Genomic DNA, 26,156 nt, shown 5'->3' with positions numbered 1-26,156 from the left:
GACGTGGCGGCGAGCCACGAAGCGGCGTACCACGGCGGCAGTCATGACTGTCATGCTGCCACACCTGCGACAGGCCGGCCAATGAGCCCGCGCGGGTTCCCACATCACGGGCGTTCGCTGCCGCCACCGACGGACACCAAGGTGTGGCAGGCTCGCATCATGGGGGATTTGTCCGATAGGTCGATCCCGGCCACCAGGGCGGGCGTAGGACTCACCGGGTGGTATCCGCGCTTCCTACCGGTCTGGCTGCTACCGGCGACCCTCACCATGATCGTCACCCTGGTCGGGCTGGACGCCGCCCAGCTTTGGCGGGACGAGTTGGCTACCTGGAGCGCCGCCACCCGGTCGGTGCCCGGTCTGCTCCGGCTGGCCGACAGCATCGACGCCGCCACCGTTCCGTACTACCTGCTGATGCACTTCTGGCTGCTGGTCGTCGGGGACACGGTGGCCGCCCTGCGGCTGCCGTCCGCGTTGGCGATGACGGCAGCCGCGGGGCTGACCGCCGTACTCGGTCAACGGCTGTGGAACACCCGGGTCGGCCTCCTCGCCGGCCTGCTGTTCGCGGTGCTGCCGGCCACCGCCCGGTACGGCCAGGAGGCCCGACCGTACGCCCTGGCCACCTTCCTGGCCGTCTGGAGCACCCTGCTGCTGGTCGACGCCCTGCGCCGGCCCAGCCGGGGTCGGTGGGTGGGGTACGCCCTGGTGACGGCCGCGCTCGGGCTGACCCACCTGATCGCCTTGACCCTCATCGCCGCGCACGTCGTCGTGGTGCTCACCTACCGGGCGCGAACCGCCACCCCGGGCCGGGCCGAACACGCCCCGGGCCGGGCCGAACACGCCCCGCCAGGTAGGGGTCGGGCAGGCTGGTTCGGGCAGGTCGGGTCCTTCCCGGTGGCGCTGGTGCCGACGGTCCTGCTGGTCACCCCGCTGGCTCTGCGCGCCCGGGAACAGCGGGAGCGTCAACTGGACTGGGTGGACACCGCCCGACTCGGGGACCTGGCCGCGCTGCCCGGCGGGCTGGCGCAGACCGCGGCGGTGGGCGGGCTGCTGGTGGCCCTGGCGGCTCTCGGCGCCGGACGACTCGGCCGACGGGCCTCGATCCCGATGACCTGCCTGCTGTTGCCGGTGCTGCTGCTGTTCACCGCCGGGTTGATGGTCCCGCTGTGGGTGCCCCGCTACCTGATCTTCGTGGTGCCCTTCGGTTGTCTGCTGGCCGGCGCCGCGTTGGCCTCGGCGCGCCTCAGGGTCGCCCTCGTCGTGGTGGCCCTGGCCGGGCTGCTGGGGCTGCCGGACCATGTGGCCCTGCGTCGTACCCACGAGTGGCCCCGCACCGCCACGGTCGACTACCAGGGGGCGGCCCAGATCATCGCCGCCGGTCGACAGGCCGGTGACGCGGTGGTCTACCACCCCCGCGACGGCTGGCTCTTCCTCGACCTGGGCATGCGCTACCACCTGCGCGGGCAGGCCCCCCGCGACGCGCTGCTGGCGCAGGGGCAGCAGGACCGGGGAGACCTGTGGGCCACCGAGTGCGACCACCCGGCCGCCTGCCTGGCCGAGGCGGACCGGGTCTGGCTGGTGGTCGCCGGGCACGGCGACCACCCGCTGGCCACCGTCACCGGCGCCAAGGGGGAGGCGCTGCGCACCGCCTACACGGTCCAGCGGCTCTGGTCCCGCTCCGGCCTAACGGTCGCCCTACTCAGTCGCTCCGACTGAGCAGGACCAGGCGTACGCCCTCGAACTGATCGTCCTGGATCACCTCGAATTTGCGCAGCAGTCCGGCGCGCTGCGGCGGCAGCCCTTCCAACGGATCCGACGAGTAGGTCGTGCTGATCAGCCAGATCCGGTCCGTGTCGCGCAGGCAAGCGGCCGAATCCTTGTCCTCGCACTCGGAAGCAGAGTACGAGCCGCGGTCGACGGAGGTGACGGCGAGAAAGACATCGCGAGGCTTCACATCGTTGCGCATCTCGTAGTCGACCGCCTCCCGGGCGAGGTCGGAGAGCTTGCCGAAGACATCGTTGTAGGCCAGTCCGTCACCCGGCTGCATGTCCCGCCGTATCGCATCGATGGCACCCTGGTAGTCCGGCTGGCCGGCGACCGGGCTTGCCCGCACCACCCGGTGGTCGGGTAGGACCAGGTAGGCCAGGCCCGGCAGCACCAGCATCGCGGGCAGCAGCCAACTCCAGGCGGTGGTGGACCGAGGCAACAACCGCGCCACGGAACAGACGCCGATCGCGGCCAGGATGGCCCATGCCGGCAGGGTGAACAGCACGTACCGCGGCAGGAAGAGGTGCAGTACGTCGAAGGTCACATAAGCGAAGATCGGCGGCAGCAACGCCCAGGTCAGCAGTGCGGGAAGCATCCGGTTACCGGTACGCCAGGCCACCAGCGCGCCGATCGCGCCGAGTCCGACCACCGCCGCCATCCCCCGGCTAGACAGGAACAGGTCGCTCGGAAAGCGCAACACGGCGTCGAGATCGGCCTTGATCCACGAGATCGAGGCGGACTGACCGGAGGCGACCGTCAGCAACGGCAGAACCAACAGGCCGGCACCACCGACATAACCGAACCACTGGTATCGGCGGTTGTCGTCTCGGTCGACAGTGCCGCGCAGCATCATCAGCAGGTGGGCGGCGAGCACCAGGAACGACACGAAGTGCAGCCAGCCCATCAGGGCGACGGCCAACAGGTAGAGCACCCAGCGACCGCGTACCGGCTTCTCCAGCGCCCGCAACAGCAGCAGGGTCGCGAGGGTGGCCGCCATGGTCACCAGCGCGTACGACCTGGCCTCCTGCGCGTACCTGCTCACCGAAGGGATGAGCACGAAGATCAGACCAGCCACCAGCCCCGGACCGGTACCCGCCAACCGGCGACCGATCAGTGTGGTGGCCGCCGCAGCGATCGTCATCGCCGCCAACGAGGGCAGCCGCATCGCCAGCGGCTCGTCGCCGACCAGTTGGATCCAGCCCCGCACGATCATGAGGTAGCCGAGGTGCACCAGGTCGGTGTTGGAGAGCAGGTGCCGCAGGTCCGCGGTACCCAGCACGGCGGCGTGCCAGGTGGCGTACTCGTTGTTCCACATCTGCCGATCGGCGGCACCTTGATAGCCGACGGTGAACGCCGCGAGCGCCGGCAGCAGCGCCAGCCACCCGGTGTGGCGGCCCGGGGAGGCCTTTTCCGCACGCCCCTGCGCCGGGCTGTCGGCGGCAGTGCCACTGGTCGGCCTGCCGGAGAGGAGAACCTGATTCGACATCATCCGCTCACCTCACCGGAAAGCCGTAGGTGGCGTTCTTCGCCTGCTGCCGAAACGCCCGGATCGCCGCCTCGTCACGGTCGATGTTCCACTTGGCCGAGCCGTCGTTGTTGAAGAAGACGAACCCGATGACTTCAGGGTCCTTGGCCACCCCGGTGAAGAGGTCGGCGATCCATCTGGATCGTAGGCTGCCCGGCTCGGCCGCAGTCTCCACGATCAGGAAGGGCTTGTCGGTGAAGCCTCGGATCTGCTTCATTGTCGGCCCGAACAGTGCGGCGTAGGTGTTCGCCCCGTGGTGGGTGTAATAGCCGTCGATGCCGATCCAGTCGACGTACCGGTCGCCCGGGTAGAGCGGCTTGAGCTTGACCTCCGGCATCGGATTGATGACGTTCGGCGTCCAGGCCCAGATGACGTTTGTCGCGTCGGCCTCGGCGAACAGCCCGTGGAGATGCTTCCACGCGGCCACGAAGTGGGCGGCCTTGTTCCCCTCGCGGCGCATGCCCCACGAGTACCAGTTGCCGTTCATCTCGTGGGCGAAGGTGAGCATGATCGGCAGGTTCACCTTCCGGACGCCTGCCGCGAACTCCTTGATGTAGTCGTCGTACCTGCCGGCGGCGATGTCCGACAGCTTCGCGTCGAACGGCTCCCAGCGCACCGCCGGCAGCGCGCCGTACTCGTAGATCTGCCTGACCTCGTCGGCCGCGAACCCATCGTCGAAGCTCAGGTAGAGCGTCACCACGTTGGGCTTCTTGCCGGTCTTCTTGGCGAACGTCTCGATCAGTTGCATCTTCGGGGGTGCCCCGTCGATGGCCACGCCCAGGTACTTGCCGTCCTCAGGGCGGAGCAGGTGCGTGGGGTCGTACACCGGCAGCACGGACGGTCCGGCACCGACCGCCGCGCTGTTCTGCTGTCGAATGGCGGCATCGCCGGCAAGCATGCGGGTGACGTTCAGATTCGCCACCACGGCGTACTCGATCGCGGCCAGCGCGATCAGCACAGCTCCGATGATCAGGTGACGGGTCTTCACCTGATCACCTCGACATCCTTCTCGGGCTCCACCATGAGCGCCTGCGCCGCAACCAGCAGGAAGAAGACGCCGCTGAGGAAGGCCGGCAGGAAGATCAGCGGGTCCGCTCCGGAGACGAGCCGCCACCCGGCGAGTCCGACCCAGACCAGGCCGCTGCCGGCGGTCCAGACCTTCATCCCGGTCCAGAGCCGCTTGGTCTTGCTCTTCTTGGCGGTTCCCCCGGTGGGCTGCCAGCCCATCCGTCGACCCCGAATGATGTCGATGATGGCGTAGGCGTGCGCCCAGCCGTAGATCATCTTCACGGTCCAGCTTTCCAGCCGGTACGAGGCGCGATGCCACAGCGGGAAGATGACGAAGTTGTAGATCACGCTGGGCAGGATCAACATGTAGTTCGCCAGGGCGATCTGGTCGGCGAAGACGGTCAGCATGAGGATCGGGATGATCGGCGCGACGAAGGTGAACAGCCCGGTGTGCAGGTAGTAGCAGAAGCCCGAGATGTAGCTGAGCCGAGCCCGCCAGCGCAGCTTGGTGCGCCAGAACTTGCGCGAGGCCATCAGGCTCATCGAGCCGGCGCACCAGCGGTACTGCTGGGTGAAGAAGGAGTCGACATCCGACGGGCAGAGCCCGGCCGCCAGCACCACCGGGATGTAGCGCAGGTTCCAGCCCTGCATCCGCAGATCGAAACCGGTGTGTACGTCCTCGGAGTGCTCGATCAGGGTGGAGCCACCGATCGAGTTGAGGGCCGTACGACGGTAGATGGCGCAGCTACCCACACAGATCGCCGAGTCGTGGGCCTGCCGGGAGACCTGGACCGAGCGGTAGAAGAGTTCCTGGACCGCCCCGGCCCCCCGTTCCACCCAACTCTGCCCCTTGTGCACCCGGAAGTACTGCGGGGACTGCACGATGCCGGCGCGCGGTTCGGCGTCGAACCAGGGCAGCATCTGGTTGAGCATGTCCTTGCGCGGGACGAAGTCGGCGTCCAGGACCAGGATGAAGTCGCCCAGGGTGCGCTCGAAGGCGTACCGCATGTTGCCGGCCTTCTTGAACCAGCCCCGGTTGGGCCGCCGCTGGTAGACGAAGCCGAAGGCCAGGGACATCCGCTCCATGGCCTCGGTGGGCGAGTCGTCCAGCACGTACACGACCACATTGCCCTGGTAGTGCCGCTGCATGGCGCGCACGTGCTCCCAGGTGTTGCGCAGCACGTGCGGCGGCTCACCGCAGACCGGCAGGAAGACGTCCACGGTCGGATAGCGCTGTGGCCGCCACTCGCGCACCAGCCGCTTGTGCCGCTCCATGTCGAAGCCGGGGGTGAAGGCGTTGACCCACAGCGAGATGACGTAGTAGACGACCGTGAAGAACAGCAGTGGGGCCAGCAGCCACAGCCACGGAGTGAGCCGGACGAACAGCATCTGGCTGGTGATCAGACAGGCGAAGCTGATCAGCGACGGCACCATCAGGCCGGGCAGCCGACGCCTGCGGTACGAGTAGAGCTCCTCGTCCGTCGGCGGCAACGGCACCGGCGCGTACGCGGGCCGCTGCTGGCGAAGTTCGTCGTTCGAGCGCGGTGTCCACCTGCTGGTCAGCTGCCGTGGTACCCGTAACTCGGCGGTCGGATCGACAACGGCCGGCGGCCGGTCCGCAACCGGCGGTGAACTCATCCCCGTATCCCCGTTCTCCAGACAGCCACGATCTTGCCGAAAGGTGGTGGCCGATCGGTGTGCCGGTGTCAAGGAAGTCGAGCACGGCGGACGACCGTGCCCGTCGATGGTCGTCCGAAACGTTTTCAAGAAAGCCCGGCGGGTGTCAACACGGCCGGGCATCAATGCCACCGATCGTGATAGAGCAGACACCGATCCACCCCATCCCGGTCAGAACCGGACGTTGTTCCGGCGGGTCAGCCTCCCGGACGCTCCGAGCCGCCGCGGGCCAGGGGCACGGTGAGGACGGCCTCGGTGCCTCCCGCGGCGCCGGGGCGCAACTCGATGCTGCCCCGCAGTTCGCCGGTGACCAGCGCGCGGACGATCTGCAACCCGAGCTTGGCGCCGCCTTCGGAGTCGAACCCGGTCGGCAGTCCTCGACCGTTGTCCGCGACCGTGACGTGCAGGGTCTTGCGCGACCGGTGCACGGTGACCACCACCTGCGGCACCGGCTCCTGCGGCTGCGGCTGCCGCTCGTCGGCCTCCTCGGCGGGAGGGAAGCCGTGTTCGACCGCGTTGAGCAGCAGCTCGTTGAGGACCATCACCAACGAGGTGGCGATCTCGGCGGGCAGTACCCCGAAGCTGCCCTCGCGGCGCATCCCGACGGTCACCTCGGTCGCGGCCACCTCGGTCGCCGCGCTGGCCACCCGGTCCACGATCCCGTCGAACTCGACCGCCTCGTCGCTGGACATGGAGAGGGTCTCGTGCACCAGCGCGATCGAGGCCACCCGGCGTACGGACTCTTCCAGCGCCACCCGCGCCTCCGGCATGGCCACCCTCCGGGCCTGTAGGCGCAGCAGGGCCGCGACGGTCTGGAGGTTGTTCTTCACCCGGTGATGGATCTCCCGGATGGTCGCGTCCTTGGTGATCAGGGCGCGGTCGCGACGGCGTACCTCGGTGATGTCGCGGACCAGGACCAACGCACCGATCGGCACTCCGGCGGGCATCAGCGGCAGGGCCCGGGTGAGCATGGTCGCGCCCCGGGCGTCGATCTCCCGCCGGGGTGGTGCCTCACCCCGCAGGGCGGCGAGGATGCCGTTGGCGGCCTCGGTGCCCTCCAAGGGGTCGTTGGCCAGTCGGCGGTGCAGCGCCGCCAGATCCTCGCCCACCAGGTGGGAGGCGTAGCCCAGCCGCCGGTACGCCGACTGGGCGTTCGGGCTGGCGTAGGTGACCTTGCCACCGGCGTCCAACCGGACCAGGCCGTCGCCGACCCGGGGCGCCGAGGTGGTCTCCCCCGGGTGCCGGGGCGGCGGGAAGGTGCCGTCGGCGATCATCTGAGCCAGGTCGTCGGCCGTGGTCAGGTAGTTCAACTCCAGCTGGCTGGGGGTACGCGCGGTGGACAGGTTGGTGTCCCGGCCCACCACGGCGATCACCTCGCCGGATTCACCGTCGGCGGCCCGTAGCCGGACCGGGATCGCCTCGTGCCGGGCAGGCACGTCGCCGTACCAGACCGGATCGCCCTCCCGCCAGATCCGCCCCTGCCCGTAGGCGACCTCCAGGTGCGCCACCTCCGGCCCGCCGACGATCCGCCCCACCTGGTCGTCCTGGTAGGCGGTGGGGGCCGTCGTCGGCCGGACCTGGGCGACGCAGAGGAAGCTGCCCTCCCCGTCCACCGGCACCCACAGCAGCAGGTCGGCGAAGGAGAGGTCGGACAGCAGTTGCCAGTCACCCGCTATCCGGTGCAGGTGGTCGATGTCGGCCGGGCGCAGACGGGTGTGCTCTTCGGCTAGGTCGCGCAGCGTGGACACGCCGACCAGCGTGCCATGCGAGCGGTCACATCGTCGCGGTGACCTTCTTCAACCCTCGTGGCGCGTCCGGATCCTCACCCCGGGCCAGGGCCAGGGCCAGGGCCAACCGTTGCAGGGGCAGGATGTCCAGCAGGGGGGCGTACCGCTCGTCGACCTCCGGTACCGCGATCCGGGTGGCCCCGGCGACCTCGGCCGAGCCGACCACGACCACGTCGGCCCGCCGCTCGCCCAGCCGGGGCAGCACCTCGCCCATCGCCCGACCGCCGGGGCCCGAGCCGACCACGGCCAGCACCGGCACGTCCGGGTCGGTCATGGCCAGCGGGCCGTGCAGCAGGTCGGCGCCGGAGAAGGCCAGGGCCGGCAGGTAGGAGGTCTCCATCAGCTTCAGGGCCGCCTCCCGGGCGGTCGGGTAGGCGTACCCCCGGCCGGTGGTGACCAACTGCCCGGCGAACCGGTAGCGCGGCGCCAACTGGGTGGCGGTGGGGTCGGCGAGCGTACGGGCGGCCAACTCGGGCAGGTCGGCCAGGGCGCGGCGTTCCTCCTCGGGCAGCACCCCGTCACCGGCCCGGATGCCCTCCACCAGCAGCAGCAGAGCGAGCAGTTCGGCCGTGTAGGTCTTGGTGGCCGCCACCGCCCGCTCGTGCCCGGCCGCGATGTCCACCCCCAGGTCGGCGACGCCGGCCAGCGGGGAGTCCGGGGCGTTGGTGACCGCCAGGGTCAGGGCACCCGCCTCGCGGGCCACCCGCAGCACCTCGGCCAGGTCGGGGGAACCCCCGCTCTGGCTGACCCCGACGACCAGGGCGTCGGACAGGTCCGGCCGGGCCCCGAAGAGGGTGATCGCGCTCGGGGAGGCCAGACCGGCCGGCAGGCCCAGCCGGATCTCGGCCAGGTAGGCGCCGTACAGGGCGGCGTGGTCGGAGGTGCCCCGGGCGGTGAAGACCACGTGCCGCGGGCGGCGTTCGGCGATGGCTGCCGCGACCCGGGCGATGGGGGTGGCGTACTCGGCGCTCAGCAGTCGTTCGTAACCCGCCGGCTGCTCGTCGATGTCGGCCGCCATGCCGCTTCCTGGACGTGTCACGAAAACTCCTCCCGTGCGCGATCCCCGCGCGATTCCTGTTCAGTCTTGCACCTTTGGACGCCCATAGGCAATTTAGTGAGCAGATTTGCGCAGTCGATCACCAAAAGTCGATGCCGTCGCCTACGCTGACCCGGCCGCACCGCCAACCGGTACCGACCAGTGAGAGGACGACGTGGCCGAGGGAACCGACGATCGGGCGTTGCCGGCGACGGAGGAACTGGCTCTGGCCCGGGAAGCCCTGGTCGCCGGCGACCTGACGCACGCCGCCGACCATGTCGCGAATGCCCTGGCCCGGGCACCCACCCTGCCCGAAGTGCACGAGACCCTGGCCCGGCTGGCAGCGGCCAGCGGTTCCGGCGGGCTGGACCTCTTCCCGCTGCACCATCACACCTTCGTCGGGGCGGTGGTCGCCCGGGCACACCTGTTAGCTGCGGCCGGCCGCCCGGCCGAGGGTCTGGACCTGCTGGTCGCCGCCGCCGCGCACGCCCCCCGCACAGACTGGGCGGGAGTGCCCTGGGTCACCTCAACCGAGTTGGTCGAACACCTGGGGCCGGACCGGGTGGCTCGGGTGCTGATGCAGGTCTGCGCCGCCGCCCCCGATCCGGTGCCCCGGTCCGACCGGGCCGCCCTGGCGCCGTACCTGACCCTGGCCCGCAACGCCATCACCGTCCACCCCGAGCACGCGCTGCTGCTGGGCACGGCGTCCGCGCTGGCCCGGCGGGCCGGTGAGGTGCCGCTGGCGGTCCGCTGGGCCAGTCGGGGGGTACGCGCCGCCCCCTCCAAGATGGGCGAGGTGTGGCTGGGGTACGCCCTGCGCAGCGCCGGCCGGACCCGAGAGGGCCTGGCCGCGCTCCGGCGCGCGGTCGACCACGACCCGGAGGATCTGGCGGTGTACGCCGACATCGCCGGCACCCTGGCCGACCACGGACGGCTGGACGAGGCGCTGAGCTGGATCGAGCAGGCACTGGCGCGCAACCCGTCCTTCGACTGCGCGGTGCACACCGCCCACCGGCTGCGGTTCCAGCGCGACGGCGACGTAGGCCACCTGGTGGCGCTGGCCGACTACATCCGCGACAACCCGGACGACTCGCACGAGCACTCCGATCTGGCGGAGTGCTGTCGCGGCCGTCCCTGGCTGGGGCAGTTGACCCCGCCCACGGCCGGCCTGGCGGTACGCCCCCAGCCGTTGCCCCTGACCGGGCCCGAGTCGGCCTCGACGACCCCGCCCCCCTCGACGGAGGCAGCCCGGCGGCTGCGCCAGGTGGCCCACCTGGCCTGGCCCCATCCGCCCGCGGCGTACGACACCGCGGTGGCCCTGGCCACCCTCGACCTGAACGATCTGCTCGGCCTGCTGGCCCATCCCCCCCAGACCCCGGACAACCCGCTGGGACGGGTGCTCTCGGGCCAGGATCCCGCGCTGTGGGTCCGGTGCGTGCAGGTATGGACCTGCCTGGGTCTGCTGCACCACCGCACCGACGAACCGTGGGCCACCTCGACCCGACGCCAGGTGCTGGTCGAGTTGGCGCAGGCGGCCGAGGTCACCGAGGCGGCCCTGTTCGCGCTGATGACGGCCGCCTGGGTAGACCCCTCGATCCGGCCGGACGTGGCACGACTGGTCACCCAGCAGTTGGCGGCGGTGGCCGGTGACCAGAGGGCTCCGTTACCGGTGACCGTCTCCCTGGCCCATCTGGCGCTGGCCACCCCGGACCTCGACCCGGAGTGTGCCGCCCTGGCCCGCATGTTGGCCGGCGTCCCCGCCCAGCCCGGTCAGGGCCCGCTGCGCGGGCTGCTGGCGCGGCTGCGGCGCCCGTTCCGCCCTCGCCTGCCCTCCCCGCCCCCCTAGACGGGTGGGGTCAGGGGCAGGCGCAGGGCCAACAGGTGCACCCCGGGCAGGGGGGACCAGTCCAGCTCGGGCGTACGGGTGAAGCCGCGGCGGCGGTAGAGCTGCTGGGCGGACTCGGCATAGCCCTCGCGTACACAGATGGCCAGGGCGGTGCAGCCCCGCCCGGTGGCCCGGTCGACGCACGCCTGGACCAGTGCGGCACCCACCCTGCGGCCCTGCGCCGCCGGGTCCACCGCCAGCATCCGGAACTCGGCCTCACCCGGGCCGCACACTTCGGCGTACGGGCTGCCGGGCAGGACGAAGGTGACCGAGCCGAGTAGCTGACCGGTGGCCGGGTCGACGGCGACCAGGATCTCACCGTGCGCGGCCCGGCCGGCCACGTCGGCCAGCACCTCGGCGTACCCGGTCTCGCTCTTGAGCTGACCGTCCGCCTCGTACGCGGCCACGGTGAGCCGGGCCACGGCCGGGAACTCCGCCGGCTCGGCCGTACGGACCAGGGGGCCGGTCAACCGATCACCGCGATCAGGTCACCGTCCTGCACCACGTCGCCCTCGTTCACCGCGAGCTGCTGCACCACACCGTCGGACTCGGCGACCACCGGAATCTCCATCTTCATCGACTCTAGGATCACCAGGGTGTCGCCCTCGGAGACGGTGTCCCCGGTCGACGCGACCACCTTCCAGACGTTCGCCACCATCTCGGCGCGGATCTCCTCGGCCATGTTCGGGCCCCTTCCTCGCGGCTGCCTGTGACGTATCCAATCATGTGCCCGTTTTCCACGGTCCGCAGCAGCCCCGCCCACCTCCGCCGGAGAGGGGCTCTAACATCAACGGGTCGGACCCGGACGCCGCACGGACCGGTGCGTGCATCGGCGCCGAAGGCGTACGCAGGTGATCCGACCATCACGAGGAGGTCAGCATGGCGAAGAAGGCCCGTAGGAAGAGAGCCCGTAAGAAGAGCGCCGCCAACCACGGCAAGCGCCCCAACTCCTGAGCTGGTCCGCTCTGCGGACCGGACACACGAACGCCGGTGGCCCAGGTCGGGCCACCGGCGTCGGCGTTTCGGGCGCGAACCTCAGTCGGCCAGTTCGCGCGATTCGGTGGTCTCGAAGATGACCAGCTCACTCAGCCGTATCCGCAGCCGCTCGCGCAGTTCGTCCGGCGCGGACTCGTTGCCGCAGCAACGGGCCACCAGCGCTTTGACCTCCTGCTCGATGCCGTACTCCCGCAGGCAGGGGCCGCACTCGTCCAGGTGGTGCCGGATCAGCGCCCGGCGTTCCTGCGCGCACTCCAGGTCGAGGTAGAGGTAGACCTCGGCGAGCACCTCACGGCAATCCGTCTCGTGCGGATCTCCACAGCTCACGTCACACCTCCCGGCCACTGGCAGCGGCCGAACTCCGGGCCGACGGCGCGGCGGAGAAGCCGCGCTCCGCGGCGTAGCCCTCAAGCAGCTTGCGCAGATTACGACGGCCGCGGTGCAACCGGGACATCACGGTACCGATCGGGGTGCCCATGATGTCGGCGACCTCCTTGTAGGAGAACCCCTCGACATCGGTGAGGTAGACCGCCAGCCGGAACTCCTCCGGCAACTGTTGGAGGGCCTCCTTGACGTCGCTGTCGGGCAACCGGTCCAGCGCCTCGGTCTCCGCGGACCGCAGACCACTGGAGGTGTGCGACTCCGCCTCGGCCAGCTGCCAGTCGGTGATCTCATCGGTCGGCGCCTGCACCGGCTGCCGCTGCCGCTTGCGGTAGGTGTTGATGTAGGTGTTGGTCAGGATCCGGTACAGCCAGGCCTTCAGGTTCGTGCCCTGCTCGAACTGGTGGAAAGCCGCGTACGCCTTCAGGTAGGTCTCCTGGACCAGATCCTCGGCATCCGCCGGGTTGCGCGTCATCCGCAGGCCCGCCGCGTACAACTGGTCGACGAATGGCATCGCGTCCCGTTCGAACCGGGCCCTGCGCTCGTCCGTCTTCTCGGTGGTCAACCGCACATCCCCTCGGGTCGGATGCTTCCCCGCCGAGAATACGCGCCCAGACCTACCGGGAGTTCGGGTTCCGACGGGTGTGCCCGTCGCCACCTCGGCCGGCGGCATCGCCGCGGGCCACTGCGGACCGGCCAACAGCTGCCTGAGCTGCTCGGCCTCCCGCTCATCGCGCTCCCGGTCCCGGCACTGGATCGGCACCACTCACCCCCTCCGCACGGTGTTCGTCCGTGGGGTGCAACATCCGTCGCAGGTCCGGGCATTCCGCCTCGTGCCCTCCCGATCCTGGTCCCGACCGTGGCTGCAGGCACCACGGCCGGAACCAGGAAGGGCCTGGGAGCCCGGCACCGCCCGTGATCCAGGCGACACCATCGGGTGCAACGACCCGGCGCGGCAGCCGGAAACGGCGGACGAACCAACCCGGCCGGTACGCCCCCGCCGACCCGAATCGGCTCAGGCCTCGGTCAGCCCCGGGCCCAGCCCTGTCCGCGCAGCCAGTCGAGCACCACGGCGGCCGTCCCGGCGGGATCGACGCGCAGGTCGTGCCGTTGCCCCGGCCGCACCACCACCTGCACCCCCGGACCGGGTTCGGGCACCCCGAAGGGGTCCCGGTCGCCGTTGACCACCAGGGTGGGCAGACCGGTCACCAACTCCCCCGCCCGGCTGCGCTCCGGCCGTCCGGGCGGATGCAGCGGGAAGGCGAGGGCCACCACCCCCACGGCCCCGACCTCGCCGGCCGTACGACAGGCCACCCGGGCGCCGCTGGATCGGCCACCCACCAGCAGGGGTACCCCCGGCCAGCGGTCCCGCAGCGCGGCCAGCACCACCCGCCACGCCTCGTCGAGTTGCCCGGCCGGCGCGGGCGCACGCCGACCGGCGACCCGGTACGGCTGGGTCACCCGAGCGACGATCACCCCGGCGGTCACCAGGGCGTCGCGCAGCCCCAGCAGGTCCGGGGCGTCCACCCCGCCGCCGGCACCATGGCCCAAGGCCAGCAGTGCCCGGGGCGGCCCCTCGGGGATGTCGATGTCCACCCGGGCCGGGCCTCGTGGTGTCTGGATGATGTCTTCCTGCGGCACGGCCTCATTCTGCGGGCCGCCGCCCCAGGCCGGAGCAGACTGTGGCAGGCGGGCGTCCGCCCCCGGCCACGATCCCCTCAGTGCGAGGTGACGAGAGTGAGTAGTTGATCGCGGACGGGAGGTCCCGCATCGCTGGCGACATCGGGATCCGGCTGCACCTCGTCGCGCCAGGCCACCAGCATCGCCCGCCGCTCCCGCGGGGTGGTGCCACCCCACACCCCGTGGCAGTCGCCGACCTCCAGGGCCCAGGCCAGGCAGGAGCCCTGCACATCGCAGGAGCGACACAGGGCCACCGCGGCGTCGGCCGGCTCGTTCGGCGCCGGAAAGAACGTCTCCGGATCAACACTCTGACAGGTGCCCCTGGTGCGCCAGGCTTCATCCTGTCGGCGCTCGCGCAGGGCCCGCAACAGTCGCGGATCACGCCGCGCAGCGGCTACCTCATGTGGACGGGGCATACGCGCCCTGGTCATCCACCCACCTCCCCCGTGGGACCAGCAACATCGATGAATACCACTCACCTAGACGGGAGCGATAGCCATCACCGGCGCTGTGTTGTATCGCATTTGTGGACATCGAGACAAGAGTTCGCCGGGAAGTTGCCAGAACGATCGGCTGACCTTTCACCCGTAATCGCGGCAAATCACTCCCGACAATTCGCGGAGGCTCCGCTCAGAACAACCCCACCTCGGCGGAGTCATCGACCGGTGCCGACGACACCCGGGCGATCAGCTCCGGACCGTCGTTTCGCACATTGCCCACGGCCGTCCCCACCGGTCGGATCTCGATGCCGGCGAGCCAGTCCAGCGGCGGTGGGGCCAGCAGGCTCGTCGGGTCCGCCGAGGAGCCCAGCCAGGTCGCCCACCGCTGCGGCGGCAGCAGCAGGGGCATCCGGTCGTGCACCTCGGCCAACTCGCCCAGGGCGGCCGTGGTGACCACGCTGAAGGTCAGCAGGGGGCCACTGGGGGCCTCCCAGGCCGACCAGATGCCGGCGAAGGCCAGCACTGACTCCTCCACCGAGGTCATGTAGTAGGGCTGCTTCGCTCCACCCGGCCGGCGGACCCACTCGTACCAGCCGTCGGCGGGGACCAGACACCGGCGGCGGGCGAAGGCCGCGGCGTACGCCCGGCTGGTGGCCACCGTCTCGGCCCTGGCGTTGATCATGCGGGCGGCGTTGGCGGGCGACCGGGACCAGGCGGGGAGGAACCCCCAGCGTCCCGCCGAGAGCGCCCGGTGCCCCTGCGCGTCGAGCCGGACCAGGGGCACCCGATTGGTCGGCGCGACGTTGTAGTCGGCGACCAGGTCACCTGCGGTCTCGTCGGTGGCCTCGAAGATCCCGCTCAGGTCACCGGAGCTCCGGGTCGTGGCGTACCTCCCGCACATGCCGCACACGCTAGCGCGTCGGCGACGGTTACGACGTCCCGTCCACCGGGAGCGAGAGCGACGGCCGACGGACCGTCCGCCCGCGACACGGCAGAATGTAACCGTGGGGAACCCGACCGCGACCCGGCCGCTACAGCCGTGGACCGCCCCGACCGCCACCGATCCGGTCACGGCCTCGCTACGGCTGCCCGGATCCAAATCCATGACCAACCGCGCCCTGGTGCTCAGCGCGCTGGCCGCCGGCCCCTCGACCCTGGCCAAGCCGCTGCGGGCCCGGGACACCGAGTTGATGGCCGGCGGGCTGCGGGCCCTGGGCGCCCATGTGTCGATCACCGACGACGAGCGCTGGCTGGTCCGGCCGCACCGGCTGGTCGGCCCGGCGCATGTCGACGTCGGGCTGGCCGGCACGATCATGCGTTTCGTGCCCCCAGTGGCCGGGTTGGCCGTGGGGCGGGTCACCTTCGACGGCGACCCGGCCGCCCGTACCCGCCCGCTCGGGCCCCTCATCGAGGCGCTGCGCTCGCTGGGGGTCCGGGTGGACACCCCGGCGACCGGCAGCCTGCCCCTGGCCGTGCAGGGCACCGGCCAGGTCACCGGCGGGGAGGTCGTGATCGACGCCTCCGCCTCCAGCCAACTGGTCTCCGGGCTGCTGCTGGCCGCCCCCCGGTTCGACCGTGGGCTGGTGGTCCGGCATGTCGGCCCGCCCGTGCCCTCGGCACCACACCTGCGGATGACCGTGCGGATGCTGCGAGCCGCCGGAGCGGCCGTGGACGACAGCACTCCGGACGTCTGGGTGGTCGAGCCCGGCCCGCTGACCGGCCGGGGCTGGGAGATCGAGCCCGACCTGTCCGGTGCGGTGCCCTTCTTCGCCGCCGCCCTGGTCACCGGTGGCGAGGTGACCCTCCAGGGCTGGCCGCGCAGCAGCGCCCAGCCGGTCGAGCGGCTGCGCTCGCTGTTGACGCAGATGGGTGCGCAGGTGGCGCTGACCACGGAGGGACTCACGGTGCGGGGCACCGGGACGGTGCGCGGCCTGCACGCCGACCTGTCGGACGTCAGCGAGTTGACTCCCGCCTTCACCGGGCTGGCCATGCTGGCGGACTCCCCCTCGGTGTTCACCGGGGTAGGCCACATCCGGGGCCACGAAACCGACCGGCTGGCCGCCCTCGCCCGGGAGTTCGCCGCCCTGGGCGCGGACATCACCGAGTCGGCCGAAGGGCTGGAGATCCGACCCCGGCCGCTGCGGGGTGGGGTGTTCCGCACCTACGATGACCATCGGATGGCACACGCCGCCGCGGTGGCCGGCCTGGCCGTGCCCGGCATCGTGCTGGACGATGTGGCGTGCACCTCCAAGACCATGCCGGAGTTCCCGGCCCTGTGGTCGGCGATGGTGACCGGCAAGAACTGAGCAGACGGACAGGAGCGGTCCTGGCGACCAAGCGACGCGAGTACGACGAGGACGACGTACGGGTCAGGCCCGGCAAGTCCTCCCGTCCGCGTACCCGCACCCGGCCCCTACACAGCGACGCGCAGGACGGCTTCGTGATCGCGGTGGACCGGGGGCGGTACACCTGTGTGCTGGCCGCAGCCGCCCCGGAGACCCCCTTGGTCACCGCGATGCGGGCCCGCGAGCTGGGTCGCAAGTCGGTCGTCGTCGGTGACCGGGTGGGCCTGGTCGGCGACACCTCGGGGGCCCCGGGGGCGCTGGCCCGCATCGTCCGGATCGAGCCACGCCGGTCGGTGCTGCGCCGTACCGCCGAGGACGACGCCAGCACCGCGGAGGGGCGGCTGGAACGGGTGGTGGTGGCCAACGCCGACCAACTCGTGATCGTCAGCGCGTTGGCCGATCCGCCACCGCGTACCGGCTTCATCGATCGGTGCCTGGTGGCCGCGTACGACGCCGACATCGAGCCGCTGCTCTGCCTGACCAAGGCCGATCTGGCCGGTCCGGAGACCGTGCTCGGCTACTACACCGAGCTGGAACTGCCGTACGTGCTGATCCGGCCGGACTCCGCACTGGACGCGCTGCGCAGCCTGCTGGCCGGTCGGGTCTCCGTCCTCGTCGGGCACTCCGGGGTCGGCAAGTCGACCCTGGTGAACCGCCTCGTTCCGGAGGCGGCCCGGGCGGTCGGCACGGTCAGCGCGATCGGGCGGGGCCGGCACACCTCGACCAGTGCGGTGGCCCTGCGGCTGCCCCGTGTCGCCGGGGCAGCGGAGGACCCGGGGTGGATCGTGGACACCCCGGGGGTACGCAGCTTCGGGTTGGCCCACGTGTCCGCCGAGAGCCTGCTGCACGGGTTCTCGGATCTGGTCGAGGCCACGGTCGACTGCCCGGTGAACTGCGCCCACACCCCCGAGGAGACCGACTGCGCCCTGGCCGCCTGGGTGGCCGAGGGCCGGGCCGACCCGCGCCGGCTGGCCTCGTACCACCGGTTGCTGGCCTCCCGGGCCGGTGAGACCGACCCGCGCGGCGCTACCAACCCCCGCGACGAGGTCGAGCAAGATCCACGAGGGCGCCCGGAATGAGCCCAGGTCGGCCCCGATCCGGTGGGCCACCGGAGGCCTCGCTACGGTGCAACCCATGACCGGGTACGCCGAGGACCTCACTCTGGCCCACCGTCTCGCCGACGCCGCCGACGCCATCTCCATGGCCCGGTTCCGCGCCCTGGACCTGCGGGTGGAGTCCAAGCCGGACCTGACCCCGGTCTCCGACGCGGACACCGCGGTGGAACGCGAGATCCGCGCCCTGCTGGCGCAGCAGCGGCCCGACGACGGCCTGCTCGGCGAGGAGTACGGCGCCACCCCCGCCGTCGGGGCCCGGCAGTGGGTGGTGGACCCGATCGACGGCACCAAGAACTTCGTTCGGGGGGTACCGATCTGGGCCACCCTGATCGCGCTGCTGGAGGACGGCCGCCCGGTCGTCGGGGTGGTCTCCGCACCGGCGCTGGATCGCCGCTGGTGGGCGGCGCGGGGCGCCGGGGCGTACGCCGGCCCGGACGCCGACAGTGGCGAGCGCATCCGGGTGTCCCAGGTACGCGAACTGGCCGACGCCAGTCTGTGCTACTCCTCGCTGGGCGGTTGGGAACAGTCCGGTCGGCTGGAGCCGGTGCTCCAGTTGATGCGGGACACCTGGCGCAGCCGGGCCTACGGCGACTTCTACGGATACACGCTGTTGGCCGAGGGGGCACTCGACGTCATGATCGAGCCCGAGTTGTCGCTGTGGGACGTGGCCGCATTGGTGCCCATCGTGACCGAGGCCGGGGGAATCATGACCGATCTGGAGGGTGCTCCGGCCCCCGCCGGGACCGAGACCAGCGCCGTGGCCAGCAACGGCATGTTGCACCCCGACGTCCTGCGGAGGCTGGGTCGGCCGACCGCGCGCTGACGGCCGGTTGCCTCTATCCTCGCCAGGTGGCTACCGCTAGTTGGTGTTTTCTGGCGGCGATGATCGTCGCGTACGGCATCGCCAACCTGTTGCAGTCGGTCGCCGCCGCTCGCACCACCGTGCAGCACACCTTCGACCCCGGGCTGCTGTGGCGCCTGGCCGGACACCGCACCTATCTGATCGGTCTGGTCTGTCAGGTCGCCGGGTTCGTGCTGGCCTTCCTGGCCCGCCGGGACCTGCCCCTGTTCCTGGTGCAGGCCAGTGTGGCCGCCGGGCTGGGGGTCACCGCCGTACTCGGGGTGATCGTCCTGAAGTGGCGACTGCCGGTGGCCGAGGTGGTCCTGCTGTTCCTGCTCGTCGGCGGGATCACCGCGCTGGTGCTCTCCGCGCAGCCGGCACCCTCCAAGCCCCTGGGCATGGCGGGGGTGATCGCCCTGCTGGGGGCGCTGGGGGCGATCGCGGTGCTGGGTGTCCCCGCGGTCCGGTTGCAGGGCGTACCCGGCTCGGTGGCCCTGGGTGCCCTGGCCGGCCTGGGCTTCTCCGCCGCCGCGGTGGCCGCCCGGCCGCTCGCCTCGGCCCCGACCTGGAACGCCTTCCTCGCCGACCCCCTGCTCTATCTGCTCATCGGCCACTCCATCGTCGGCCAACTGCTGCTGGGGCTGGCGATGCAGCGGGGTTCCACCACGGCCGCGGTGGCCGCCATGGACGCCGCCGGTGCGGTACCCGCCGCGATCATCGGGTTGGTGCTGCTCAACGACAAGATCTGGCCGGGCCGGGAATGGCTGGCCGGCCTGGGTTTCCTGGTCACCCTGGCGGCCGTCATCGGGCTGACCCGGTACGCCGAGCCGCAACATCATCACGCGGTGGCCCAGGAGACCGCACGTGCCGTGCAGGATCCCACCCCAGCCCCCCGGCAGAACCCCAGGATGTCGCCCAGGGTTGCGGAGGGTCCAGTGTCGGCTCAGGCCGCCTCGACCGGTTTACGCCGCCCGATCACCCGCTCGTAGAGCCGTTCCAGGGCGGTCGCGGTCCGTTCCCAGGTGTAGCTGCACCGAACCCGGTCCACGGCGGCGTGCCCGTACGCGAACCGGCCCGCGTTGTCGGTGAGCAGCCGGCGCAGGGTCATCCCCAGGGTGCGGACGTCGCCCGGCGGCACCAGCTTGCCGGTGACCTCGTCGACCACGGCGTCGGCGATGCCTCCCATGGCGTACCCGACCACCGGGACACCGCAGGCCATCGCCTCCAGGGACACCCGGCCGGCGGAGGAGTAGTGCGGGGTGCAGGCCACCACGTCGGCCGAGCGGTACCAGGTGGGCATCTGCTCGTGCGGCACCGCACCCACCAGGTGCACCTGGTCGCCCACCCCCACCCGCTCGGCCATCTCGCGCAGCCGACGGGCCTCGGCGTGCCCGGCCAACTGACTGGCCGGCGGGCCACCGGCGATCACCAGCTCCGCCTCCCCGACCAGGCGCATGGCCCGGATCAGGTCCTCCTGGCCGTGGCCGGGGGCCAGTCCGCCCACGGAGAGGATCCGGGGACGCTGGTCGCGGGGGGCGGCCTCCCCGTCGGGGTGGAACCGGCCGGTGTCCACTCCGGTCGGCACCATCGCCACGGACATGCGTTGCAGACCCATCCGGGTAAGTTCCTCCACCTCGTCGTTGCACTGGGCCACCGCGATGTCCACCGCCCGGGTCAGCGCCCGTTCCAGGGGGATACGGGTACCCGGGCCGTCGTACTGCGGGCCCAGGTGACGCAGTTGCTCCATGCCGAGCGAGTGGAAGGTCTGTACCACCGGGATGTCGGTCTCCCGTACGGCGTGCGCGGCGGCCAGCCCACCGACCCAGTAGTGACCGTGCACCACCTCCGGGGTCCAGTCGGCCGCCCACCGGTCGGCCAGCCACTTGCCGAACTCCGACACGTACGGCACCAGTTCGGCGGTGGGTATCGGGGTCACCGGTCCGATGGGGGCCCGCTCGATGCGGTAACCGTCCACGATGTCGCTGTCGGCCAGGTCCGGATCGTCCCGGCGGGTGTAGACCCGCACGTCGTGCCCTCGACCGGCCAGTTCAGCGGCCACCCGTGCGATGTGCTGGTAGGTGCCGACGACGGTTCCGTCGCCGGAGGTCGGCGCAGCGGCGTGGGCACAGACAAGGCCGACGCGCATGGGTCACCTCCATGCAAAATAGGCGGTGGTCCTCCGGTCAGAGCGTCCCATTAACCGGCCTCCGACGAGCCGAAACCTGGCAGATCGGGTTGTGAGCGGCGGCATGAGCTGCGGCCGGGTGGGGTATCGGTGTCAAATGCCTCTCGCCCGACCGCTCCGCGACAGCACGGTGGTGATCACCGGCGCCTCCAGCGGCATCGGCACGGCAACCGCGTACGCCCTGGCGCGCAGCGGGTGCCGGGTGGTGCTGGCCGCCCGCACTGAGCCGGCGTTGCAGACGGTGGCCCAGGGTTGCGCCGAACTGGGCGCGCAGGCCCTGGTCGTACCAACGGACATCACCGACCCGGCGGCGGTCGAGCGGCTGGCCGCGAGCGCGGTGGCCCGGTTCGGCCGCATCGACGCCTGGGTCAACAACGCGGCGGTCGGGGTTGTCGGGCTCTTCGACGAGATCCCGGTGACGGAGTTCCGCCGGGTGCTGGAGGTGGATCTGCTCGGCACCGCCTACGGTATGCGGGCCGCCCTGCCGCACCTGGCCGCGGCCGGCGGGGGTGTGGTGGTCAACAACGCCTCCGTGCTGGCCGAGGTGGCCATGCCGTACCAGTCCGCCTACAACGCCGCCAAACACGGCATCCGGGGCCTGGCCGACACGGTACGCCAGGAACTGCGGCTCACCGGTCGGGGCGCCGTCTCGATCTGTACGGTGCTACCGGCCGCCATCGACACCCCCTTCTTCCGGCACGCCGCCAACCACACCGGCCGGATACTGGCCCCACCACCCCCGGTCTACCCTCCGGAGCTGGTCGCGGAGACGATCGTGCGGCTGCTGCGCCGTCCGCGCCGTGAGGCGTACGCCGGGGGCGCAGCCCGGTTGATCGGCCTCCAGTGGCGGCTGGCCCCGGCGTTGGCCGAACGCGCCCTCGCCTGGTACGCCGGGCGCACCCAGTTCGGCCCCGCCGTCCGCCCGCCCAGCACGGGCAATGTCTTCCGTCCGGCCGGGGAGGGCATCCCGGTCGGTGGCTGGCACGGCCGCCGCCGTCAGCTGATCCGGATGACCGCCGCCCTGGGCCGGGCCGCCGCCCGTAGCGCGGTCGACACGGTCGCGGCGATGGCCCGCCAGCGTCGTACGGTGCGCTGAGGGCCGGGACACCGCGGATCGGCACCGGTCCGGCCGGTTACGGCACCGCCGGCAGCGGGTAGTGGAGCAGGTATGCGCGAAGACGAGTACCCCGCCCCGCTGTCCGACCCCGAGGCCGACGGTCTGCCCGACACCGCCGATGACGACTCGACGGCCGGGGACGACGTCTTGACCGGACGGGAAGCGGACGGCCCGGCGCCCGCCCAGTTGCCCGGTGACCGCGTACCGGTGGCCGTCGACGAGTTCGGCGTCACCGCCGACGAGCAGCTCGACGGTGAGTCGCTGGACTACAAGCTGAGCCGGGAGCAGTTCGAACTGCCGGTCGACGACCCTCTGGCCGCCCCGGTGGACCCGGACATCGCGGCCGAGGCGGACAGTCGGGAGCAGGCCGCCCAGGCACAGCTCGACGCCGACGTGATGGAGCCGGGACCGACCTCCGACCCGAACTCCCCGGTCTCCCTCTACGACCACGGGCAGCTGGGCACCACGGAGGACCACGTGGGCCGCCTGGTCCAGCCGGACGAGGGTACCCACACCGATCAGGAAGCCGATTCGATCGCGTACGACGCGGGAGCCGCCGGCGGCGGAGCCAGCGCCGAGGAACTGGCCGTCAACGAGACCCGGCCGCCTCGCTCGGTGTGACTCCGGGTGGCGGCTGTCTGGCACCGTCTCGCCGAAGTGACGGTATCCGGTCGAGCCAGACCCCGCCGTTTCGGCGAAACGGCGCTAGCCCACGCACAGCGACGGCCTAGTCGTCCAGACCCTGCTCGATCGCGTAGCGGGTCAGCTCCACCCGGTTGTGCAGTTGCAGCTTGCCCAGGGTGTTCTGCACGTGGTTCTGGACCGTGCGGTGGGAGAGGCCCAGCCGGCCGGCGATCTGCTTGTAGGACATCCCCTTGGCCACCAGCCGCAGCACCTCGGTCTCCCGTTCGGTGAGCCGGGGGGTGCCGTCGCCCTGCTCCGACTGGGGCCCACCGGCAGCCGCCAGCCGGCGGTACTCGCCGAGCACCAGCCCGGCCAGGCCGGGGGTGAAGACCGGCTCCCCCGCCGCCGTGCGCCGTACCGCGTCCAGGAACTCGGCGTGTCCGGCGGACTTCAGCAGATAGCCGGTGGCACCGGCCTTCACCGCGTCCAACACTCCCTGCTGCTCCCCGCTGGCGGAGAGCATCAGCACCCGGGCCGACGGCCAGGCCGCGCGGACCCCACGGATCACCTCCACCCCGGAGATGTCCGGCAGTTGCAGATCCAGCACCACCACGTCGGGGCGGGCGGCGGCCACCACCCGGACCGCCTGGCGGCCCTCGCCGCAACTGGCCACCACCTCGTGGCCGGCCTCGGCCAGATCCCGGGCCACCCCTTCGCGCCACATCGGGTGGTCGTCGACCACCATCACCCGTACTCCGCTCACGGTCTCCTCCTCGGCACGGTGAGTTCGACCTCGGTACCGCTGCCCGGCACGGAGTTGATCGTGGCTGTCCCGCCGAGGTCGGCCAGCCGACCTCGGATGGCCTGAGCCACCCCGAGCCGGCCCTGGGCGGCGGCCTCGGTGAGCCGCTGCGGAGGGAAGCCCGGCCCCTCGTCCCGGATCGACACGGTCACGGTCGCACCCTCATCCTCGACCAGCACCCAGGCCCGTCCCCCACCGTGCCGGGCCACATTGTCCAGAGCGGCCCCGGTGGCGGCGGCCAGTTCCCGCGCCACCGGCGGAGCAAGCAGCACCGGAGTGGCGGGGGTGGACAGGGAGACGCTGGCCGAGGCGTACCGGCCGAGCAGTTCCCGCAGGTCCATCGGCCCGTCGGTGGCCCGCGGACCCGCATCGGAGATCAACGCCCGCAGGGCCGCCTCCTGTTCACCGGCCAACCGGGCCAGTTCGCCGGCCTCCCCGTCGAGTCGCTCGCCTCGGCGAGACACCAGGGCCAGCACCTGGAGCACGGAGTCGTGGATGTCGCGGGCCAGTCGCTCCCGCTCCCGGGTGGCCGCCTCCAGTTCCACGGCCTGCTGCAACCGCTGCTCCGCCCGGACCGCCAGCCGCGCGACATACCCGACCACCACCCCGGCCAGCAGCATCAGGATGGCGCCGTTGATCGCGGTAGGGGTGACCATGCCCCGGGTCAGCAGGTCGGTGCCGCCGATGACCAGGGCGGCGACCACCCCACGACGCCGCCCACCGGAGACCGCCCAGGCCAACACCGGCCCGCTCAGCCAGGCGACCGCCAGGGTCGGCAGACCCGCCTCGATCGCCTCCCGGCCCATCACCCACGGGGTGACCAGCAGAATGGCCACGATGACACCCAGGTCGGCGATGAGCAACGGCCAGCCGCGCCGGCTCGGTGCCGCGTAGCCGATCGCGGTGACGATGGTCCAGGCCGCCATCGCCAGCACCAGCGCACCGGCGGCGAACGGGTGGGCGTACCGGTCCGCGTCGCGGGCCACGATCACACAGACGTACGCCAGCGATGCCACCCGGAAGACCGCGACGGCACGCCAGAGTGGAACCTCGAAACCACCGGGCGTCGGCACGTGGGTCACCATGCCACAGGTGATCGGTTCCCACTTCGGCCGCTGCGACCCAATGAACCCTGCCGTACGGTGGTAAATGCTGCGGAACGCTCCGCGATCTTCTGTCGGGACAGGGCCATGACGAACGCAGAACCGCCTACACCGCGTACGGTGGTGCCCATCGAACATGCCCTCCTGATCGCCGATGCCTTCGACCAGGCGCAGGTGACCGAGCTTCGACACTCGGTCGCCTCCTGTGCGCACGCCGCAGGCCTGCGCGAGGAGCGCCTGGACGACTTCGTGCTCGCCGTCAACGAGCTGATCACCAACGCTGTGCGGCACGGCGGGGGCCGGGGCTGGCTGCGGATGTGGGCGGAGCCCGGGCTCATCCTCTGCGAGGTCTCCGACCACGGCCGGGGCATCAGCATTCAGCGGCTGGACAACCGCAACCGACCGGCTCCCGACACCGCCGGGGGCTGGGGCCTGTGGCTGGCCCGCGAACTGACCGACGCCATGGAGGTGGCGACCGGTCCGGCCGGCACCACGGTACGCATCACCACCACCACCGCAGTCACCGAGCAGCACACCGGACGACACCGGCTGGAGTGAGCTACTCCCAGCGCTTGCCGGTGAGCGTCTCGTAGACGTCCACATAGCGGGCACGGGTGGCCTCGACCACCTCGGGCGGCACCTCCGGCGCCGGGGCCTGCTTGTTCCAACCGCTACCGGCGGCCCAGTCCCGGACGTACTGCTTGTCGTAGGAGAACTGGGTCCTGCCGGGCTGGTACGACTCGGCCGGCCAGAACCGGGAGGAATCCGGGGTGAGCACCTCGTCGCCGAGGACCAGGGTGCCGTCCGCCGCCCAGCCCAGCTCGATCTTGGTGTCGGCGACCAGGATGCCCCGCTCCGCAGCCAGCTCGGTGCCTCGGCAGTAGACGTCGATAGTCAACTGACGCAACCGTTCGGCGGTCTGGGCCCCGACCTTGTCGACGACCTCGGCGAAGGTCATCGGCTGGTCGTGCTCGCCCACCGGCGCCTTCGTCGAGGGGGTGAAGATCGGCTCAGGCAGGGCGGAGGCCTCCACCAGCCCGCGCGGCAACTCGACACCGGAGACCGCCCCGGTGCGTTCGTACTCCTTCAGACCCCCACCGGTCAGGAAGCCTCGGGCCACGCACTCGATGGGCACCATCTCCAGCCGACGACACCGGATCGCCCGGCCGGTGAACTCCGCCGGCACCTCGGTGGCCGAGATGACGTGGTTGGGCACCAGGTCGGCCAGTTGCTCGAACCACCACAGTGACAGCGCGGTGAGCAGCTTGCCCTTGTCCGGGATGGGGGTCGGCAGCACCACGTCATAGACGGAGATGCGGTCCGAGGCGACCAGAATCAGATCCTCGCCGTCGGCGTAGACATCCCTCACCTTGCCCGAATGCAGAAGTTCCACGGCGACAAGTAGACCATGTGCCGGGCACGCCGCCGACAGGCAAGGGCCCCGAGGAGGTCGGGCCGGGCCCGGTCAGCGCCGTCGGCGGGTCATCCGGAGCACCAGCAGCACGATCACGCCCACCACGGCCAGGCAGCAGAGCAGCCCCAGGAAGCCGATGAAGCCGCCACCCCGCCGCCGCCGGGCAGCCTCGACGACCAGTTCTCCGGTCCCGGTAGAGGCCCACGCGGCGACCGGGACGAACACCGACAGCACGACCACGCCCACGAGGGTGCCGAGCCGGCCGCACCATTTGCTCAACGAAGACATGTCGTCATCCTCGTTGACGGGCGCAACCACCGTCGACCAATACCTGCGTGTCGAAATCGACGGGACCGGCACAGCGGCCCGGAGGGTGTCCCGAGAAACGACTACGGCCCCGGACTTGTAAGTCCGGGGCCGTAGTCAGTGGT

Annotated in this window: 26 protein-coding genes and 1 pseudogene; 10 read left to right on the top strand and 17 right to left on the bottom strand. The window is 71.4% G+C overall.

The window, feature by feature from the left end; genetic code table 11:
* The first annotated feature begins 267 nt into the window (after positions 1-267).
* Positions 268-1,713, top strand: coding sequence for a glycosyltransferase family 39 protein (locus tag ACLQ2T_RS10170; protein WP_425765926.1), 1,446 nt, complete (start codon positions 268-270; stop codon positions 1,711-1,713).
* Here ACLQ2T_RS10170 and ACLQ2T_RS10165 read toward each other — a convergent pair.
* The 5 genes from ACLQ2T_RS10165 to ACLQ2T_RS10145 all read right to left on the bottom strand — a co-directional run bounded on the left by ACLQ2T_RS10165 (position 1,697) and on the right by ACLQ2T_RS10145 (position 8,779).
* On the bottom strand, positions 1,697-3,253 hold the full coding sequence (locus ACLQ2T_RS10165) for a glycosyltransferase family 39 protein (RefSeq protein ID WP_425765735.1): 1,557 nt from the start codon (positions 3,251-3,253) through the stop codon (positions 1,697-1,699). The two genes, ACLQ2T_RS10170 and ACLQ2T_RS10165, sit on opposite strands and share 17 nt — an antisense overlap.
* A 4-nt stretch (positions 3,254-3,257) precedes the next feature.
* Positions 3,258-4,277, bottom strand: coding sequence for a glycoside hydrolase family 26 protein (locus ACLQ2T_RS10160; RefSeq protein ID WP_425765734.1), 1,020 nt, complete (start codon positions 4,275-4,277; stop codon positions 3,258-3,260).
* Complete coding sequence (locus tag ACLQ2T_RS10155) at positions 4,274-5,935, bottom strand: glycosyltransferase family 2 protein (RefSeq protein WP_425765733.1); 1,662 nt, start codon at positions 5,933-5,935, stop codon at positions 4,274-4,276. Before ACLQ2T_RS10155 ends, ACLQ2T_RS10160 begins: the two co-directional genes overlap by 4 nt.
* A gap of 236 nt (positions 5,936-6,171) precedes the next feature.
* The gene (locus tag ACLQ2T_RS10150; protein ID WP_425765732.1) at positions 6,172-7,722 is read right to left on the bottom strand and encodes a histidine kinase N-terminal domain-containing protein; all 1,551 of its coding nucleotides are present in this window, start codon (positions 7,720-7,722) and stop codon (positions 6,172-6,174) included.
* Positions 7,723-7,747: 25 nt separating this feature from the next.
* Positions 7,748-8,779, bottom strand: coding sequence for an SIS domain-containing protein (locus ACLQ2T_RS10145; protein ID WP_425765925.1), 1,032 nt, complete (start codon positions 8,777-8,779; stop codon positions 7,748-7,750).
* A gap of 193 nt (positions 8,780-8,972) precedes the next feature.
* On the opposite strand from ACLQ2T_RS10145, the gene ACLQ2T_RS10140 reads away from it, so the two are divergent.
* Complete coding sequence (locus ACLQ2T_RS10140) at positions 8,973-10,643, top strand: tetratricopeptide repeat protein (protein WP_425765731.1); 1,671 nt, start codon at positions 8,973-8,975, stop codon at positions 10,641-10,643.
* On the opposite strand, the gene ACLQ2T_RS10135 is transcribed toward ACLQ2T_RS10140, so the two are convergent.
* Together ACLQ2T_RS10135 and ACLQ2T_RS10130 are read right to left on the bottom strand one after the other, a co-directional pair.
* Entirely contained in the window at positions 10,640-11,152 is a 513-nt protein-coding gene (locus tag ACLQ2T_RS10135; RefSeq protein ID WP_425765730.1) for a GNAT family N-acetyltransferase, read from the bottom strand. The two genes, ACLQ2T_RS10140 and ACLQ2T_RS10135, sit on opposite strands and share 4 nt — an antisense overlap.
* Positions 11,149-11,364 (bottom strand): biotin/lipoyl-binding carrier protein, encoded by a 216-nt coding sequence (locus ACLQ2T_RS10130; RefSeq protein WP_091447276.1) that lies wholly within the window; start codon positions 11,362-11,364, stop codon positions 11,149-11,151. The genes ACLQ2T_RS10135 and ACLQ2T_RS10130 overlap by 4 nt, the downstream gene beginning before the upstream one ends.
* 197 nt (positions 11,365-11,561) lie before the next feature.
* On the opposite strand from ACLQ2T_RS10130, the gene ACLQ2T_RS10125 reads away from it, so the two are divergent.
* Complete coding sequence (locus ACLQ2T_RS10125) at positions 11,562-11,636, top strand: 50S ribosomal protein bL37 (protein WP_373684233.1); 75 nt, start codon at positions 11,562-11,564, stop codon at positions 11,634-11,636.
* Between the two features lie 81 nt (positions 11,637-11,717).
* Here the strand turns inward: ACLQ2T_RS10125 and rsrA are convergent, their stop codons facing one another.
* From rsrA to ACLQ2T_RS10100, 5 genes are all read right to left on the bottom strand, one after another.
* Positions 11,718-12,005 carry a mycothiol system anti-sigma-R factor gene (rsrA, locus tag ACLQ2T_RS10120; protein ID WP_327024220.1) on the bottom strand — a complete coding sequence of 96 codons (288 nt, stop codon included), beginning with the start codon at positions 12,003-12,005 and terminating at the stop codon, positions 11,718-11,720.
* Position 12,006: 1 nt separating this feature from the next.
* The gene (locus ACLQ2T_RS10115; protein WP_425765924.1) at positions 12,007-12,822 is read right to left on the bottom strand and encodes a sigma-70 family RNA polymerase sigma factor; all 816 of its coding nucleotides are present in this window, start codon (positions 12,820-12,822) and stop codon (positions 12,007-12,009) included.
* Between the two features lie 263 nt (positions 12,823-13,085).
* Complete coding sequence (locus ACLQ2T_RS10110) at positions 13,086-13,700, bottom strand: alpha/beta family hydrolase (RefSeq protein WP_425765729.1); 615 nt, start codon at positions 13,698-13,700, stop codon at positions 13,086-13,088.
* Between the two features lie 77 nt (positions 13,701-13,777).
* A complete protein-coding gene (locus tag ACLQ2T_RS10105; protein ID WP_425765728.1) occupies positions 13,778-14,170 on the bottom strand; it encodes a WhiB family transcriptional regulator in 393 nt (130 codons plus the stop codon).
* 199 nt (positions 14,171-14,369) lie between these two features.
* Complete coding sequence (locus ACLQ2T_RS10100) at positions 14,370-15,080, bottom strand: SOS response-associated peptidase (RefSeq protein ID WP_425765727.1); 711 nt, start codon at positions 15,078-15,080, stop codon at positions 14,370-14,372.
* Positions 15,081-15,183: 103 nt separating this feature from the next.
* On the opposite strand from ACLQ2T_RS10100, the gene aroA reads away from it, so the two are divergent.
* The 4 genes from aroA to ACLQ2T_RS10080 are packed head-to-tail and all read left to right on the top strand — an operon-like array spanning position 15,184 to position 19,469.
* Positions 15,184-16,485, top strand: coding sequence for a 3-phosphoshikimate 1-carboxyvinyltransferase (aroA, locus tag ACLQ2T_RS10095; RefSeq protein WP_425765726.1), 1,302 nt, complete (start codon positions 15,184-15,186; stop codon positions 16,483-16,485).
* Positions 16,455-17,603 carry a ribosome small subunit-dependent GTPase A gene (rsgA, locus tag ACLQ2T_RS10090; RefSeq protein ID WP_425765725.1) on the top strand — a complete coding sequence of 383 codons (1,149 nt, stop codon included), beginning with the start codon at positions 16,455-16,457 and terminating at the stop codon, positions 17,601-17,603. The genes aroA and rsgA overlap by 31 nt, the downstream gene beginning before the upstream one ends.
* A 55-nt stretch (positions 17,604-17,658) precedes the next feature.
* Complete coding sequence (gene hisN / locus ACLQ2T_RS10085; RefSeq protein WP_425765724.1) at positions 17,659-18,462, top strand: histidinol-phosphatase; 804 nt, start codon at positions 17,659-17,661, stop codon at positions 18,460-18,462.
* Between the two features lie 59 nt (positions 18,463-18,521).
* The gene (locus ACLQ2T_RS10080) at positions 18,522-19,469 is read left to right on the top strand and encodes a hypothetical protein (RefSeq protein WP_425765923.1); all 948 of its coding nucleotides are present in this window, start codon (positions 18,522-18,524) and stop codon (positions 19,467-19,469) included.
* On the opposite strand, the gene ACLQ2T_RS10075 is transcribed toward ACLQ2T_RS10080, so the two are convergent.
* The gene (locus tag ACLQ2T_RS10075) at positions 19,424-20,626 is read right to left on the bottom strand and encodes a glycosyltransferase (RefSeq protein WP_425765723.1); all 1,203 of its coding nucleotides are present in this window, start codon (positions 20,624-20,626) and stop codon (positions 19,424-19,426) included. The genes ACLQ2T_RS10080 and ACLQ2T_RS10075 overlap by 46 nt on opposite strands.
* A 136-nt stretch (positions 20,627-20,762) precedes the next feature.
* On the opposite strand from ACLQ2T_RS10075, the gene ACLQ2T_RS10070 reads away from it, so the two are divergent.
* Together ACLQ2T_RS10070 and ACLQ2T_RS10065 are read left to right on the top strand one after the other, a co-directional pair.
* Complete coding sequence (locus tag ACLQ2T_RS10070) at positions 20,763-21,761, top strand: SDR family oxidoreductase (RefSeq protein ID WP_425765722.1); 999 nt, start codon at positions 20,763-20,765, stop codon at positions 21,759-21,761.
* 72 nt (positions 21,762-21,833) lie between these two features.
* Positions 21,834-22,403 (top strand): DUF5709 domain-containing protein, encoded by a 570-nt coding sequence (locus ACLQ2T_RS10065; RefSeq protein WP_425765721.1) that lies wholly within the window; start codon positions 21,834-21,836, stop codon positions 22,401-22,403.
* A gap of 106 nt (positions 22,404-22,509) precedes the next feature.
* Here the strand turns inward: ACLQ2T_RS10065 and ACLQ2T_RS10060 are convergent, their stop codons facing one another.
* Both ACLQ2T_RS10060 and macS read right to left on the bottom strand, forming a co-directional pair.
* Positions 22,510-23,151: a response regulator gene (locus ACLQ2T_RS10060; protein ID WP_425765922.1), complete on the bottom strand. Its 642-nt coding sequence runs from the start codon at positions 23,149-23,151 to the stop codon at positions 22,510-22,512.
* 14 nt (positions 23,152-23,165) lie between these two features.
* Complete coding sequence (gene macS, locus ACLQ2T_RS10055; protein ID WP_425765720.1) at positions 23,166-24,293, bottom strand: MacS family sensor histidine kinase; 1,128 nt, start codon at positions 24,291-24,293, stop codon at positions 23,166-23,168.
* A 105-nt stretch (positions 24,294-24,398) separates the two neighbouring features.
* On the opposite strand from macS, the pseudogene ACLQ2T_RS10050 reads away from it, so the two are divergent.
* Positions 24,399-24,852 (top strand): annotated as a pseudogene (locus tag ACLQ2T_RS10050) (ATP-binding protein); the annotation flags it as partial.
* Between the two features lie 18 nt (positions 24,853-24,870).
* Here the strand turns inward: ACLQ2T_RS10050 and ACLQ2T_RS10045 are convergent.
* Both ACLQ2T_RS10045 and ACLQ2T_RS10040 read right to left on the bottom strand, forming a co-directional pair.
* Complete coding sequence (locus ACLQ2T_RS10045; protein WP_425765719.1) at positions 24,871-25,704, bottom strand: phosphoribosylaminoimidazolesuccinocarboxamide synthase; 834 nt, start codon at positions 25,702-25,704, stop codon at positions 24,871-24,873.
* 72 nt (positions 25,705-25,776) lie between these two features.
* Positions 25,777-26,013, bottom strand: coding sequence for a hypothetical protein (locus ACLQ2T_RS10040; RefSeq protein ID WP_425765718.1), 237 nt, complete (start codon positions 26,011-26,013; stop codon positions 25,777-25,779).
* Positions 26,014-26,156: the final 143 nt, after the last annotated feature.

Source organism: Micromonospora sp. DT229 (assembly GCF_049844505.1).
In the GTDB taxonomy this organism is placed as follows: domain Bacteria; phylum Actinomycetota; class Actinomycetes; order Mycobacteriales; family Micromonosporaceae; genus Micromonospora.
The sequence above is the reverse complement of the archived record's forward strand: the minus strand, read 5'-3'. Positions and strand labels throughout refer to the sequence as shown.

Bases quoted from the DNA above. Each gene is read 5' to 3' on its own strand.
- ACLQ2T_RS10170 (WP_425765926.1), top strand. From the start codon at position 268: ATGATCGTCACCCTGGTCGGGCTGGACGCCGCCCAGCTTTGGCGGGAC.
- ACLQ2T_RS10165 (WP_425765735.1), bottom strand. From the start codon at position 3,253: ATGATGTCGAATCAGGTTCTCCTCTCCGGCAGGCCGACCAGTGGCACT.
- ACLQ2T_RS10155 (WP_425765733.1), bottom strand. From the start codon at position 5,935: ATGAGTTCACCGCCGGTTGCGGACCGGCCGCCGGCCGTTGTCGATCCG.
- ACLQ2T_RS10145 (WP_425765925.1), bottom strand. From the start codon at position 8,779: ATGGCGGCCGACATCGACGAGCAGCCGGCGGGTTACGAACGACTGCTG.
- ACLQ2T_RS10130 (WP_091447276.1), bottom strand. From the start codon at position 11,364: ATGGCCGAGGAGATCCGCGCCGAGATGGTGGCGAACGTCTGGAAGGTG.
- ACLQ2T_RS10105 (WP_425765728.1), bottom strand. From the start codon at position 14,170: ATGACCAGGGCGCGTATGCCCCGTCCACATGAGGTAGCCGCTGCGCGG.
- ACLQ2T_RS10100 (WP_425765727.1), bottom strand. From the start codon at position 15,080: ATGTGCGGGAGGTACGCCACGACCCGGAGCTCCGGTGACCTGAGCGGG.
- hisN (WP_425765724.1), top strand. From the start codon at position 17,659: ATGACCGGGTACGCCGAGGACCTCACTCTGGCCCACCGTCTCGCCGAC.
- ACLQ2T_RS10080 (WP_425765923.1), top strand. From the start codon at position 18,522: ATGATCGTCGCGTACGGCATCGCCAACCTGTTGCAGTCGGTCGCCGCC.
- ACLQ2T_RS10075 (WP_425765723.1), bottom strand. From the start codon at position 20,626: ATGCGCGTCGGCCTTGTCTGTGCCCACGCCGCTGCGCCGACCTCCGGC.
- ACLQ2T_RS10070 (WP_425765722.1), top strand. From the start codon at position 20,763: ATGCCTCTCGCCCGACCGCTCCGCGACAGCACGGTGGTGATCACCGGC.
- ACLQ2T_RS10065 (WP_425765721.1), top strand. From the start codon at position 21,834: ATGCGCGAAGACGAGTACCCCGCCCCGCTGTCCGACCCCGAGGCCGAC.
- ACLQ2T_RS10060 (WP_425765922.1), bottom strand. From the start codon at position 23,151: ATGGTGGTCGACGACCACCCGATGTGGCGCGAAGGGGTGGCCCGGGAT.
- macS (WP_425765720.1), bottom strand. From the start codon at position 24,293: ATGGTGACCCACGTGCCGACGCCCGGTGGTTTCGAGGTTCCACTCTGG.
- ACLQ2T_RS10040 (WP_425765718.1), bottom strand. From the start codon at position 26,013: ATGTCTTCGTTGAGCAAATGGTGCGGCCGGCTCGGCACCCTCGTGGGC.